Below are 14,329 nucleotides of genomic sequence, written 5' to 3' on the forward strand. Positions count from 1 at the left end.
GAAGGGAGCCATGAATATGAACCAAAGACCAATTATGCCGGAGGATCTGCGTCACTATCGTTGGATCAGTCAGCCAGTGATCAGTCCGAACGGACGAGTGGCTTATGTGGAACAGACCATAGATCAGGATAAAAACGAATATAACACACAGATTCGGGGAATCTCCCTCGATGGTGATGAAGATATTGCACTTTCAGATGGCACGAAAGATTCCTCGCCTGCGTGGTCGCCGGATGGGACACAGCTCACATTCATTCGCTCAGAGGATGGGGGTAAAGGACTATGGACGCTCGATTCAGATAAAAATGAGCCTGTCATGCTGATATCTCCCGCACGTAAAATATTGAGTTATATCTGGTCTCCGAATGGGAAGTACATTGCTTTCACCAGTAAAGTTCAACCCGAGGAGCAACAGAATAAGGCTGAAGTGCATCCAGAGTCTGCACCCCTGCTGCGAGGTAAGGTCTTCGAACGAACAACGCCGAAGGCGGAAGGTTCCGGATGGTGGGATGGTCAATACAGCCATTTGTTTGTATATGAGATCGAAAGCGGGAAGATCACGCAGGTGACTTCCGGGCTATGGAATATCAGTGCTCCGGCGTGGTCGCCAGATAGCCAGAACCTTTCCTTCATATCCAAGCAAGTGGAGGATGAGGAACTCGATGCGGATCTGCTGCACTTTACCGATGTATACAGCATTCGATTGGGAGAAAGTGACCTCTTCAAAGTGACGGATTCCAGCCTGGCGGTAAGCCAGTTCTCCTATTCACCCGATGGACAACAGTTGATTCTGATCGCGAGTGATCGCAAATACGGAAGTGGGAGTCACAACAGATTATATGCAGTCCCCGTTCATCGAGGTATACCCAGGCCAATCGCACCTCAAGTAGATATGCAGCTTGGTAACGCGGCGCTTGGTGATATGAAGTCAGCAGCTGCTTCTCCTTCTCCAATCACGGATAATAAGCATTCGGAACTTGGTGTATATGTACTTGGGACACAGAACGGTAATGTGGATGTGTATCATATTCAAGATAATGGAGAGTGTAAATCCGTTACGGGCGATGGTGAGAAGGATGTGTATCAGTATACCTTAACACCAGATGGTACGTCGCTGGTTATCGCTGCCTTGACCGCTGAACATCCTGGAGAGTTATATCGCGTGGATATCACCAGTGGTGAAATGTTCAGACTCACCCGCCGAAATGACGAATTCATGGCCGAATTAGCCATAAATGTGCCTGTTCGTGTTGAGTTTACATCTTTAGATGGATGGCCGATTCAAGGTTGGTTAGCCACACCGGCAGTACGTTCATCCAATGGGAAGCTCCCGCTGATTTTGCAGATTCATGGCGGACCTCATGCGATGTATACGGGAACATTCAGTCATGAAATGCAGACACTCGCTGCACAAGGGTACGCTGTGTTATGGGTTAATCCTCGTGGAAGTATGGGATACGGTCAGGAGTTTGCCAGAGCATGCCGTGGTGACTTTGCCGGAGGTGATTATCGGGATCTGATGGAAGCTGTTGATTATGCCCTGGCTACCTATGATTTTCTTGATGAATCACGTCTGGGTGTAGCCGGTGGCAGTTATGGTGGAGTGATGACGAATTGGATCGTAGCGCATACCCACCGTTTCAAGGCGGCTGTAACTCAGCGATGCATCTCCAACTGGTTGTCCATGTATGGAACGAGCGATATTGGAATTTCCTATGTCGAAGGCGTCATTGGTGGTAATCCGGCGGAAAACGCTGAATTCCTGTGGTCTCGCTCACCTCTTGCTCATGCACACCACATTGAGACGCCACTTCTGATCATGCACGGAGAGCAGGATTATCGGACACCGATTGCACAAGCGGAGGAATTATATACCACACTAAAACGATACGGCAAAAAGACCAAACTGATTCGTTATCCGGGCTCCAACCACAGTTTGCTGAAAAGCGGTAAACCTTCACTTCGGATCGATAGCTTTGAACAGGTGAATGCCTGGTTCAATCAGTATCTCGGTAAAGAGGAGGGTGAGGAATGAGTCGGACTCAGCTGTCCATTCCTGTAGGCCTTCTTGTAGAGAATGCTCTGACAAGTGGGGCTCCTGAAGAGGTAATTATTGAATGGTTACAACGTCGAGACTACGCCCAGTTGCTGACTCTGGTTAAGGAATCCGCGATGGATTTTGATGAAAGACTACAGACAGCAGCTGATATCGGAGAGGATTGGGAAAAGGCGATACGTCACGGTTATGAGTTCAAGTTTTTGCATATTAATGGCTTGAAGAGATTGCTCGATTTCCGGTTTGACCGTAAGGTGGATCGGGATTATGTTCAGGAGGATCTGTCACTGAGGCACATACATCTGACTGCACAGGAGATCGAATTGCTGCAATCGTTAATTGGTAGACAATGGATCGTGCAAGCAGAAGAAACAGCAGCAGTGGAAGAACACAGCAGAGAGAGCGAGTTATCCTCCCACATTCCTGTCCGTATTCAATTGAAGTTCCCTTAATATGACCAACAAAAGCCGCGATGATCGCGGTTTTTTTGCTATGTACAGGTAGAAATGTGGACGACTGAATTCAAAAGTTGAAATCGAACTTTGAATGATTTATATTTATATTAAATGATATAACTAACTATCAAAAAAATGAAGATAAAGAGGAGGACATGGGATGTCCATTCAAAATGTTCTGGGAAAAATTCAAATATCAGATGATGTGATCTCCAAAATTGTCGGCAAGATCGCGAATACCACCAGTGAGATTTCCTCCATGTCGACAGGACTTGTAGAAGGGATCACTAAAAAGTGGAGCGGGAAAAGTCTGCAAAATGGCATAGCTATCCGCAAGGTAGAATCCAGGCTGGAGATTAATTTAAAGGTTGTCGTTCGTTATGGAACGAAAGTGCATGAAGTCTGCAGGGAATTGCAGAACAATGTGAGAGTGCATGTTGAACAGCTGACCGGTTTAACCATTGATACGGTGAACGTGATCGTTGAGGGCATTTCACTGAATCAACCTGATGCGAGGTTTTAGTCCAAATTTAGCTACCAATACGCTTATGAAGCCAAAATGGGTAGCCAAACACTGGGCATGATGATGTGTTATCCCAATAAACCTGCGCTATCCCTGTACAGGATGTCCAAAAAACAGGTGTAATGTTGTCTAATACGAATAGATGAAGGAACTGGAAGGTCCATACACATAAGCCCAAGTTAAAGGTGTGGGTTGAAGGGACGCTTTAGGCGTTCCTTTTTTAGTTATCAGATTTTTCTCATAAAAAAAGTAACTTGACTTTCCTTTGTGTTTAAGCAGGTACTTGACAGGGGTGTGGTATAGTATAAAAAGTTCTTTTAATGAAGAAAGACGGATAATCAAACAAGATGGGGTGTAATCGGTGTTTCAATACAAGGATCAGGAATATGATGCAGTACATTTTGAGGGACGTGATCTGCGATACGGAGAACTCATAAGCTGTGTTTTCAAACAATGTACATTCATGAACGCTTCTATGGAGGAAATCGAGACAAGTAACTGTCGATTCATTGAATGTGATTTCAAAGGGGCATCCATGAACGGTTCGATACATACGGAATCCGCTTTTGAAAACTGTTCATTTGGGGGTGCGAATCTCTTTGCTTCCAAATTCAGTTCTTGCAAGATGACAGGATCGGACTTTTCAGGTGCGCAAATGGATGGCATTACCCTGAGTCAGGGCGATTGGTCTTATACGAATCTGAGACATACCCGATTAGGCAAACAGGATTTACGAGGAATTCGTTTCTTTGAAGCCGACTTTACAGACACGGATTTCACCAAAGCGGATTTGAGAGACTGTGATCTTACCAGAGTCGTATTGAGCAGAGCTAAGCTGCAAGGGGCCGATCTAAGAGGGGCTAATCTGGAAGGAATTGATCTGAAATCACTGGATATCAAAGGCGTACGTTTGGATCGCGAACAAGCCGTTCTGTTTGTACGCTCGTATGGTGCGAAAGTAGATTGAGTTGAACATACACAGCAAGAAGCCGCCTTTAAGGCGGCTTTTTTGACTTTGAAACGTTCCGATTCAAGCAAATTGGCAGGAATAACAGATCTAAACAAGAAGTAGTTAACATAAGTTTCAACTAAAAGGAGGTCACCATGACGACTGCATTAATTATTATTGTTGCTGTTATTGTCTTTGGGCTTATAACAGGCACGATCACTATGATTATGGTATTTAAACTGCTACGTAACACTAAAGAGAAACAGCATTTTCGCAAGAGCATTCTGATGGACGGAATTCCAGCTGAAGCAACCATTCATGATATTATACAAACATCATCCAGTATGGATGGAAGGCCGGGCGTGCGACTGGATTTGACGGTAACCCAAGTTGACGGCCGTACCTTTCCGACAATAATAGAGACCTATATCCCGATCACGCATATTCCCCACTTCCAGAAAGGAAATGTCATTAACGTAAGATACATTGCGAAGGGGAATGAACGAAAAGTTGAGGTAGAGGATGCCTATGTTCCGTAAGGTGTCCTCTGGCGGTAAGCTTCGGTTATCAGGCTTATCAAAAACCATTACCTGAAACAAATCAGGTAATGGTTTTTGACGTTAATTTCAATTGGATTATGCTTTAACACTGTGCTTTTTTGTTCGTTTCAAGCGCATGGCAACCCAGCTCATAATCAAAGCAGCAATGAACAGAAATGCGGTCACACCTGCAATGACAACAAAGAAGGATTGGTCAAAAGCAGCAAAGGCGGCATTTGTGAGTGATTCAGCAGACGCGGCAGGCAAGCTTTCGGCGGCAAGAAGCGCTTCATCCAGACTGTCCTTCACATTGGACGGCACATGAATGCCCGCTGGAATCTTCATTGCCAGTGTGTAGAACAAGGTCGACATGCTGCCGATGATGGCAATACCGGATGCTCCGCCCAGCTCATAACCTACTTCCTCAATGGATGCTGCCATACCGGCTTTGTGAGGCGGGGCATAACTCATAATGGAATGTGATGCAGCAGTCATTCCTGAACCAAGACCTGCACCAAGTAGTGCCAAACCGATAATCTGCCCGGTTAACCCAGCATTGAAATACATCAGATACGTGCCCATGCCAAGGGCAGCGATGAAGAGAGAGAAGCTTTTGATATATACAACATCTACACGGTGCATGATAGTCCCCGTAACAGGTCCGGCAATGAGTGCTGCAACAGGTATGGATAGGGTGAATAGTCCAGCCTGAAGCGGTGACATGCCTTCCACAAGCTGAAGTCGCTGAGTGACCATATATTGCACACCCATTTGTGCGAATAAGCCTACCAGTGCGGTTATAAAGCCGGTGCTGAATCTTGGAATTTTGAACAAGGACAGATCCAGAAGCGGGTGGGTACTGTTATTCTGACGGCGAATAAAGATGATAAGGGATAGAACGCCAATCACAGCGGCAAGGATAGCGAGTGTGAGAGATCCTTCGCGTCTTGTGAATTCCTTGATGGAATAGATAATTCCGACCATGGCAATCATGATCTGAATGGAACTGGTGAAATCCCACTTTTTCGACGCATCCCCTTGGTGGTTAGGAATCATTTTCAAGGTGAACACAAACGCAAGAATAGCGATAGGCAAGTTAATCAGAAACACAGAGCCCCACCAGAAATGTTGAAGAAGCAGTCCACCGACAATCGGTCCCAGTCCAGCACCACCTGAAGCAATGGAACCCCATATGCCAATCGCCAGTGCGAGCTCTCGTTCATTCGTAAACGTAACTCTGATGATGGACAATGTTGCTGGCATCATCATGGATGCGCCTACGGCAAGAAGAATTCTGCTCATGACCAGCACAGCTGGTACTGGAGAAAAGGCAGCAGCAAGAGAAGCAGCAGAAAAGACAAGCAATCCCAGGGTGAATATTTTTTTATGACCAAGACGGTCTCCGAGTGTTCCCATAGCAGGAAGAAGACCCGCCATGACAAGGGAATAACCGTTGAGAATCCATAATTTCTCTGAAGCTGATGCACCGAGATCATGGGTCAAACTGGGTAGGGCCGTGTACAGGATGGTCATATCCATCACAATGAGTAATAATGCACTTGAGACAATAACAAGAATCATCCAACGTTTGAATTTTGACATGTTTCCCTCCGACAATATGAATAACTTACAATTCCAGACTAAGCTATAGGGTAACCCTATAGTCAAACTTTTCTTTACACACTATACTCAATGGTTTTAAGGTACGAGTGTGGAAGAGGTGACCGAGGCTGCACTGCCTTGACCCATGTCGTATTCCATGTTAAGTTTTCTGTATTAAATTGTGAGATTTCTAAGGGGGATAGAGTAATGACGGAATTAGAGGTTGTGGATGTTTATGTGGACCTGTCAACGAACATGAACAGTGGCATGGTTCACAATATAGCTAATCAGAATCCGGCACTTTGTCCTCCTATGCATAGATCTACTTGGCGTTGAATGGTATATCGCCAGGTTCCTTTATTGTATAAGCGAATCTAAATTCTGATTATGTTCAAATATTAAAGTGAGGGAATCCCATGTCATGTTAAATGATGAACTCCCGTTAGTTTACTTTTATATTTCACATAAAAAGGATGATCTGTATGTCTTTAATCAACGTTACCAACCTGACCTTTGCCTATGAAGGCAGTTACGATAACATATTTGAAAATGTAAGCTTCCAGTTGGACTCCGATTGGAAATTGGGTTTTACCGGAAGGAATGGCAGAGGCAAAACGACCTTCCTCAATCTCTTGCTCGGTAAATATGAATATAGTGGGCATATCTCTGCGAATGTTAGCTTTGAATATTTTCCTTTTCATGTAGAGAATAAGGAAGCGATGACCCTCGATGTCATCGGCGAGATTCATCCTGACTATCTTCACTGGCAACTTGTGCGAGAGCTTAACCTGTTAAAGGTATCGGAAGATGTGCTATATCGGCCTTTCGATACCTTATCCAACGGAGAACAGACGAAGATCATGCTCGCCGCTTTGTTTCTGAAGGATAATCGGTTTTTGCTCATTGATGAACCTACCAATCATCTTGACCTTCATGCGAGACAACTCGTCAGTAATTATCTTCGCAGCAAGAGCGGGTTTATTCTGGTATCTCACGACCGGGCGTTTCTGGATCACAGCGTAGACCACATCCTTTCAATTAATAAGAATAATATTGAGATTCAGAAAGGTAATTTCTCCGCTTGGTGGGAGAACAAAAGAAGGCAAGATCAGTTCGAACTTGCAAGTAACGAGAAATTAATGAAGGATATCAAGCGTTTATCCGATTCAGCCAAACGGACGGGTGGATGGTCGCATGAAGTCGAAAAAACCAAAAACGGGACGAGAAACTCCGGTTCCAAGGTAGATAAAGGATATATTGGACACAAGGCTGCCAAGATGATGAAGCGTTCCAAAAATATTGAACAAAGGCAGCAATCGGCGATTCATGAAAAGTCCAAACTTCTCAAAAATATAGAGAGTGCAGAAGCTCTACAGATTCATCAACTGGATTTTCACAAGAATGAACTTGTCGAATTGGAACATGTATCGATAGCATACGGCTCCAATATGGTGTGTAAGGATGTTAACTTCACGGTTGAAAAAGGGGATCGAATTGCCCTGTACGGAAAAAATGGATCTGGCAAATCAAGCATTCTTAAACTGATCTGTGATGAAGATATCTCTTATACGGGTCTTCTACGTAAGGATCATCAGCTCATAATCTCATATGTGTCGCAGGACACGTCTCATCTCGAAGGCCATTTGTCCGCATATGCGTTCACGCAAGGGATTGATGAGAGCCTGTTCAAATCAATACTCCGAAAGTTGGATTTTTCCAGACTGCAATTGGAGAAAGATATCTCGACGTTTAGTGCAGGCCAAAAAAAGAAAGTGCTTATTGCTAAAAGCCTTAGTGAGAGAGCTCATCTGCACATTTGGGATGAACCACTCAATTTTGTGGATGTCATTTCACGTATGCAGATTGAAGAATTGCTGCTGGAATACTCGCCAACCCTGCTTTTTGTAGAGCATGACAGTGAATTTTGCGCAAATATTGCAACAAGAATCATCGAACTATAAGCAATGGACGGAGATAAAAGATAATCATGCTAAGAGCCGCCGAATGGCGGCTTTTAAGTTTTACAGCACGAATATAAAAGGTGTTCAGTTGCGTTCAGAATGCGATATCGCAAGAATGTATGCTATAATTTTATAATCTCATCCAATCATATGATGGTTGAGCAGATCAATTGTAGACTAATTCGCCAAGAGGTGTAATACCTATGAAAAAAGAAATGACAACAATCAAACAAACGAGGCTACATTCCATTCTGGATGAGGCGACCAAGTTGCTGATTGAAAAGCCGAATGCTTCCATGAATGAAATTGCAGAGTCTGCAAAAATCGGGATTGCGACATTACATCGATATGTGGAAAGCCGCGAACAGCTCATGATTTATCTGGGATTACGCGCAATCGAAGTGGTCAGTGAGACCATGAAAGAAATCCAACTGGATGAGGAGCACTGTGAAAAGTACATACCTGAGCTGATTGAAGCGCTTATTCCATTAGGCGACAAAATTTATTTTCTGGCTCATGACACCACCATTAACTATAATCCCGAGATTGAGGGAGCAGATCTGAAACTGAGAGAACCTGTATTGCATGCGGTTGGTTTGTTGCAACAGAAAGGTTATTTCCGCTCCGATCTGGATAAAACCTGGATTGTGGATGTCCTGTATTCCATCATGTTCCTGACGTGGCAGCAGGTTGTAAGTGGTCATATCGCGAGAAAAGCAGCCCCTGCGCTTGTAGTAGACACGTTTTATCATGGATTTAAGCAGCGATAGTTCAAGGTTAACAACGAAAATCAATAGATTTCCACCAAGCGAACACCCCCAAAAAGTCGACTGTATCGTTAGATACGCGAACTCTTTGAGGGTGTTTTTTTGCGTTCAAAGTAGCGCGATGCATGACGAAACCATCAAAAATTTGCTTTTCTCACATATTCAAATATTAACAGAGTTCAGAATTTAAGATTTCCAGTTTACAAAAAATGATATAAATTTCTAGTAGATTCAAATCATTACCAAATAAATACAAAATTTTCAAACGAGGAGGCCGGACAGAAACACCTGCAATTGTGCAGTTCGAATCAGCTTATGTACTCATTCCATCAACCCAATCAGGAGGGATTCCATGCTTTACACCATTATTGTACCAGTCAACCAGGACTATAACATTCTGAACCTGTTCACTGATTCGTTGCTCCGGACGGTAAGTCCATCCACTCAGATTATTTTCATCAACGATGGTTCCGGTTCAGCCGTTTTTCAACATCTGGATAAACTGAAGCAAGAAGTAAGAGAAGGTGTGACCATCGAGATTCTTCAGCATGATTTTCCACTCGGTTGCGCCGTGTCGATTAATAGCGCACTCAGTCTTGCCAAGGGAGAGTACATTTTCTTCCTGGATTCCGACACCATTCTTCAACCGAACTGGCAACCGATGATGAAAGAGACACTGGACAGCGATATTACGATTGGCATGATTGGAGGCGTTCTGTTGTATCCGCAAACAGGAGGCGTGCAGCACTGCGGTATTGCTTTTGCAGACACCATCGGCCGACACCTGTTCCTGAATGCATCCCCTGATGATATCCCAAAAGAAACCTTCTCTGTTCAACTGGTGGTGTTCGCCATGTTCGGCATGAAGCGGGAGGTTTACGAGACCATCGGTAACCTCGATGAGAAGTTCTTTAACGGGTACGAGGATTTTGATTATCAGATGCGAGCACGGGCTGCGGGATACGATACGGTCATTAACCCGAATATTCAAGCCTATCACTGGGAACGCAGCAGCGGTATTCACCGCAACTTCAACCGCAAGAACAATCTGGCACGCTTCTGGAAAAAGTGGGGCGGTCAAATCGAGGCTGATGTGTGGCCTTTCGTATTCAGTCATCTGAAAGAACAGCTTGAAAGCCAAGGGGAATATCAGCATCTGCCGATTGTCGGCATTGATCTTGCAGAAGTGCGTAGTGATGCCGATACGTTCTGGACCAAGCTGCATGAAGCTGAATTTGCCAATGTAGCCGAAGTACGTGACTATTCGAACCGCTTCAATTCCAACGGAGCCATCTGGCTGCCGCAGGTATTGGGCAAGGAACTGATTCATAGTGAGAACCGGTTACTGTTCTTGGTGGATAATTTCGCCCGCTTGCTGGAGAACCGCTACTGGATTGAGATGAGACACGCTCATCGAGCCAAGGATCTGATCATAGACCTGTACGGCAATGTAATTACAATGGATCGCATATATGATGGATGCTGGCCTGGAACGAAAGTTCGGTAATTCACTCACAACGAAAGTAAACAGGGAGGTACTTAAGGTGAAAGAAAAAGAGAGCACGCTGGATCGTGCCGTACGATTTACCCGTAATCTGGAGTGGTTGGAACAAGTCGAAAAGGTAATTCCGAGCGGATGCAGCACTTTAGCCAAAGCACCTGAACGTTTATTCCCGGGACATACACCCGTGTGTTGTGCAGAGGCTTACAATTCCCGATTCACAGATATTGACGGCAATGAATGGTTGGATTGTGAGATGGCCATGGGTACGGCACCATGGGGTCATGCTAGACATGAAGTCCAACTCACTGTCATTCACCAGCTGAAAAAAGGGACAAGCTTTTCGATTCCGGCCGACATCGAACTTGAATGTGCAGAGTTGATTCTGGAGCGGTTCGAGGGGCGCTATCCGTCACTGCGCTTCACCAAAAGTGGTGCCGATGCAGTGAGTGGGGCTGTACGTCTAGCCCGCGCTGCAAGTGGAAAAAGCAAGGTTATTGCGACAGCTTATCACGGGTGGCACGATTGGTCCGCCTATGGTTATTATGGCGGCCAGACGAAAGAACGTGGCATCCCGGTAGATATCGAGCGTTCAACGATCTGGGTGAACAAGCCGACAGCAGAGCGAATTGAGGCCCAGATTACCTCATCTCCCGAGGATATCGCATGTATAGTTCTATGTCCCAATGAGTGGAAAAAGGAAGCGCTGGGGGAAGTGGTAACCCTGTGCCGGTCCCTGGACATCATTATCATATTCGATGAGGTAACTTCCGGTATTCGGATGGGCAAGCAGGCTACAGCAGGAGAATATGATATCTGGCCTGATCTGCTTTGCATCTCGAAAGGTATGGCAAACGGTTTACCTCTCGCAGCAGTTATGGGACCTCAGCATCTGATGTCCTTGTCAGGACAAGTCAGATTCAGCAATGCCCATTCCAGCGAAACGACAGCGCTCGCGGCAGCCATTGCCTGTGAACGACTAATGAAGAATGCGAAAGTATGGCCGACTTGGCGTGATCCGGCAACCCGGATCATGGATCGTCTGGAATCTGAACTTGTGTTACTGGGATTGACGGATCAATTGGAAGTGAAGGGAACGTATGCAAGCTTCTGCATTCAATCCTTGGCTGAAGATAACTTCCAAACGGACCCTTTCCGCGAGTTCATGGTGAAGAAGATGGCTCATTTCGGCATTTTCACCAAAGGTTACTTTATTTTCTCCGATGCTCATACACGTGAAGAGTTGTTGTGGGTTGAGGAAGCTCTGTTGCAGATCCTGTCAGACTGGAAAGAGATTCAGAAGCAGGAACATCTTCATTCCATGCAACTTTCGAAAACGTTTGAAGCTTAATCCATAGATCATAATCGACAATCGACTAGGAGGAATTATTCAATGAAAGCACTCGTATATCAGGATCTCAAACAGGTGACTTACCAGGAGATTGAGGAGCCAACCATTCAAAAGCCAAACCAGGTAAAAATTAAAATCTATGGTTCCGGCATCTGCGGGACAGACCTGAATATTGTCAAAGGCAAAGTGCCTGCGAATAAAGGAACGATCATTGGTCATGAAGGTGTGGGCACAGTGGTTGAGGTGGGCGACGAAGTTCGTGGTTTCAAGATCGGTGATCGAGTATTGGTTGATCCCACGCAATCTTGCGGTACCTGCTCTTATTGCCGCGAAGGTCTGTTCATCTACTGCGAGAATTTTGATGACTATCAAGTAGGGATGACCACGCACGGAACCTTCGCTGAGTATTTTGTTGGTGATGAGAAATATATCTATGCCATCCCGGATTCCATGAGCTGGGAAACGGCCATGATGATCGAACCACTGGGGTGTGTACTTCAGACGTTCATGAAAGCAGGAACTAAGCCAAGTGACTCCGTACTGGTCCTCGGTTCAGGTGCAATCGGTTCCCTGTGTCAGCTTGTGAGCAAACGATTGGCAAGGCTTACTGTAGGCACGGAAGTTGATCCATACCGCAAAGAGTTCGCTTCAGGGATCGCGGATCATGTGTTTTATCCTCAGGATCTGACACTGGATAAAGTATACGAGATCAATAATAACAAAAAGTTTGATATTGTAGTGGACGCGGTTGGTAATCAGCTTCATGTAGGGTTTGAGCTGATTGCCAAAGGCGGCAAAATTATTCCTATGGGATATGACGACAGCTATGAGGTGACGTTCAAATCAACAGCCGTGATTAATGATGGCATTAGTATCATCGGTGCAGTTGCTAATCACTCGATGATCAGTACGGCACTGAAATTTGCCCAAAGCATCCCGGAACTGGAACAGATGGTGACAGCCAAGGAACTGCTGAGTGATTATGAACAGGCCTTTAATGGAACGATTGGTTATGACATGCATACTGGAGAGAAGTTGCCGATGAATTCGGTCAAAACAGCTCTTATCCTATAAGACGTACTTTAAGCATGTAGACATTAGCGGGTTTGCCGCTGCGAAAAGATGGAATTCGCAGCGGTGAAAACCGCAGAAGGAAGGGATATCGATTGAAACTGCTTCAAGATTTGCCGAAGAATCCACGGTACTCCATTTTACTTGAACCGGTATGGGCCATTCCGGGCACGATCGTTCTCTTTTATGCTCCTTTATATATGAAGGAAGCCGGACTTTCGGATATTGAAATCGGTTTAATTAATTCGGTGAATCTTTATTTTGCCTTTATCTTTCAATTGTTTGCCGGTTCCATTACAAATAAGCTGGGGCGCAAACGAACAACGCTGATCTTTGATCTGCTTGCCTGGAGTGTTCCCATGTTCATCTGGGCCTTCTCTCAGAACTTCTGGCTGTTTCTGATCGCATACTTACTTAACGCAACATCCAAGTTTGTGACGGTCGCCTTTAACTGTCTGATCATAGAGGATGTGGAGGAACACAAACGATCGAAGGTGTTTGCCATTCTCAACATGATCATTACAGGAGCCGGGGTATTAACACCTATTGCCGGGGTAGTCATTGCTGATTATGGTATTGTGCCTACACTCGCCAGCATTTACTTTGTCGGGGGCATCCTGATGACTGCCATGTTTTTCATTCGTAACCGATATACGGATGAGACCGAGGTCGGCAAGGAGCTTATGGGGTTGCATAGCAAAACCCGCGTCCTTCAAAGTTTGGGTTCAAGTCTGCGCCTGTTCGGCAAGTCATTCTACAAACGAAGACTTTTTCCGATCATTTTGATTACAGTATTATCCAATCTGATCTTGCAGCTGAATTTCTTCCAGGTCATTTTCTTCAAGGAACAGTTGAAGTTTGATGACCGTGTCATTTCGTTTATTCCGGTTGTGACCGCAGTAACCGTTATGCTGCTCTATCTGGTGATCATTCCGCGACTGAAACGGCGTTCGGAAGAAAAGTATGTTGGTTTTTCCATCGTACTCAGTACGGCAGGAGCCATTCTATTTCTATTGATCCCTGTGGGGAATATCGCGATGTTGTTTCTCACGCTAATCGTGCTCGCTGCGGGTAACTTCATTCTGCAGACATACCGGGATTCCCTGCTGATGAACCGATTGGGTACGCATGAGAAGGCTGATATGTTCTCGGCCGTGCAGACAGTCATGACGCTTACAGCCATTCCATCCGGTTACCTGACCGGCTTGCTCTACCATCACAATCCAACGCTGTTGTTCAGTGTCATTCTTGGTCTGTACGTCGTGCTGATGGTCATTATGTTATTCCTGCCTGATCCCCAGAAGCACTCCCAAGTGCTGGAACCTTACAAAAATATGTAGAAGAAGGGGTTTTATGTATATTGAGCGAATATGTAGTACAGAAAAAAACTAAAAGTGCGTGTTCAAAAAGAGCGGTTTTCAGTACCGAGAAGATGGGATGAAGCTAGAAATGGAGTAGCGGAGCGTAGGAAAACTACGTGAGCAACGGACATTTCGGCTGAAGGCCATATTCGATGCTGATGATGCCGCCAGGCATCATTCGTAATCAAAAGCG

At 45.2% G+C, this 14,329-nt stretch carries 12 protein-coding genes; 11 read left to right on the forward strand and 1 reads right to left on the reverse strand.

All coding sequences use genetic code 11. The features are described 5' to 3' along the window. Positions 1–16: 16 nt before the first annotated feature. The 5 genes from WFI24_RS08655 (at position 17) to WFI24_RS08675 (ending at position 4,522) form a co-directional block, all read left to right on the forward strand. Positions 17–2,035 (forward strand): S9 family peptidase, encoded by a 2,019-nt coding sequence (locus WFI24_RS08655; protein ID WP_336759947.1) that lies wholly within the window; start codon positions 17–19, stop codon positions 2,033–2,035. After that, complete coding sequence (locus WFI24_RS08660) at positions 2,032–2,508, forward strand: hypothetical protein (RefSeq protein ID WP_336759948.1); 477 nt, start codon at positions 2,032–2,034, stop codon at positions 2,506–2,508. The genes WFI24_RS08655 and WFI24_RS08660 overlap by 4 nt, the downstream gene beginning before the upstream one ends. A gap of 163 nt (positions 2,509–2,671) precedes the next feature. After that, positions 2,672–3,034, forward strand: coding sequence for an Asp23/Gls24 family envelope stress response protein (locus WFI24_RS08665; RefSeq protein ID WP_145317680.1), 363 nt, complete (start codon positions 2,672–2,674; stop codon positions 3,032–3,034). 361 nt (positions 3,035–3,395) lie between these two features. Beyond that, complete coding sequence (locus tag WFI24_RS08670) at positions 3,396–4,001, forward strand: pentapeptide repeat-containing protein (RefSeq protein ID WP_145317677.1); 606 nt, start codon at positions 3,396–3,398, stop codon at positions 3,999–4,001. Between the two features lie 137 nt (positions 4,002–4,138). After that, entirely contained in the window at positions 4,139–4,522 is a 384-nt protein-coding gene (locus WFI24_RS08675; protein ID WP_336759949.1) for a hypothetical protein, read from the forward strand. Positions 4,523–4,618: 96 nt separating this feature from the next. On the opposite strand, the gene WFI24_RS08680 is transcribed toward WFI24_RS08675, so the two are convergent. Then, a complete protein-coding gene (locus WFI24_RS08680; RefSeq protein ID WP_336759950.1) occupies positions 4,619–6,124 on the reverse strand; it encodes an MFS transporter in 1,506 nt (501 codons plus the stop codon). A 482-nt stretch (positions 6,125–6,606) separates the two neighbouring features. Between WFI24_RS08680 and WFI24_RS08685 the strand changes: the two genes are divergently transcribed. The 6 genes from WFI24_RS08685 (at position 6,607) to WFI24_RS08710 (ending at position 14,115) form a co-directional block, all read left to right on the forward strand. Beyond that, positions 6,607–8,085, forward strand: a complete 1,479-nt coding sequence (locus tag WFI24_RS08685; RefSeq protein ID WP_336759951.1) for an Lsa family ABC-F type ribosomal protection protein — start codon at positions 6,607–6,609, stop codon at positions 8,083–8,085. 203 nt (positions 8,086–8,288) lie between these two features. Beyond that, entirely contained in the window at positions 8,289–8,855 is a 567-nt protein-coding gene (locus WFI24_RS08690) for a TetR/AcrR family transcriptional regulator (RefSeq protein WP_336759952.1), read from the forward strand. 349 nt (positions 8,856–9,204) lie between these two features. After that, positions 9,205–10,359 carry a glycosyltransferase family 2 protein gene (locus tag WFI24_RS08695; RefSeq protein ID WP_221819470.1) on the forward strand — a complete coding sequence of 385 codons (1,155 nt, stop codon included), beginning with the start codon at positions 9,205–9,207 and terminating at the stop codon, positions 10,357–10,359. A 37-nt stretch (positions 10,360–10,396) separates the two neighbouring features. Next, a complete protein-coding gene (locus tag WFI24_RS08700; RefSeq protein ID WP_336759953.1) occupies positions 10,397–11,704 on the forward strand; it encodes an aminotransferase class III-fold pyridoxal phosphate-dependent enzyme in 1,308 nt (435 codons plus the stop codon). 42 nt (positions 11,705–11,746) lie between these two features. Further along, positions 11,747–12,778, forward strand: a complete 1,032-nt coding sequence (locus tag WFI24_RS08705) for a zinc-dependent alcohol dehydrogenase (RefSeq protein WP_017688645.1) — start codon at positions 11,747–11,749, stop codon at positions 12,776–12,778. Positions 12,779–12,870: 92 nt separating this feature from the next. Further along, on the forward strand, positions 12,871–14,115 hold the full coding sequence (locus WFI24_RS08710; RefSeq protein ID WP_221819467.1) for an MFS transporter: 1,245 nt from the start codon (positions 12,871–12,873) through the stop codon (positions 14,113–14,115). The last annotated feature ends 214 nt before the right edge of the window (positions 14,116–14,329 follow it).

The organism is Paenibacillus sp. USHLN196, from assembly GCF_037144955.1.
GTDB classification, from domain to species: Bacteria; Bacillota; Bacilli; order Paenibacillales; family Paenibacillaceae; genus Paenibacillus; species Paenibacillus xylanexedens_C.

Bases quoted from the DNA above. Each gene is read 5' to 3' on its own strand.
- WFI24_RS08655 (WP_336759947.1), top strand. From the start codon at position 17: ATGAACCAAAGACCAATTATGCCGGAGGATCTGCGTCACTATCGTTGG.
- WFI24_RS08660 (WP_336759948.1), top strand. From the start codon at position 2,032: ATGAGTCGGACTCAGCTGTCCATTCCTGTAGGCCTTCTTGTAGAGAAT.
- WFI24_RS08665 (WP_145317680.1), top strand. From the start codon at position 2,672: ATGTCCATTCAAAATGTTCTGGGAAAAATTCAAATATCAGATGATGTG.
- WFI24_RS08675 (WP_336759949.1), top strand. From the start codon at position 4,139: ATGACGACTGCATTAATTATTATTGTTGCTGTTATTGTCTTTGGGCTT.
- WFI24_RS08680 (WP_336759950.1), bottom strand. From the start codon at position 6,124: ATGTCAAAATTCAAACGTTGGATGATTCTTGTTATTGTCTCAAGTGCA.
- WFI24_RS08685 (WP_336759951.1), top strand. From the start codon at position 6,607: ATGTCTTTAATCAACGTTACCAACCTGACCTTTGCCTATGAAGGCAGT.
- WFI24_RS08690 (WP_336759952.1), top strand. From the start codon at position 8,289: ATGAAAAAAGAAATGACAACAATCAAACAAACGAGGCTACATTCCATT.
- WFI24_RS08695 (WP_221819470.1), top strand. From the start codon at position 9,205: ATGCTTTACACCATTATTGTACCAGTCAACCAGGACTATAACATTCTG.
- WFI24_RS08705 (WP_017688645.1), top strand. From the start codon at position 11,747: ATGAAAGCACTCGTATATCAGGATCTCAAACAGGTGACTTACCAGGAG.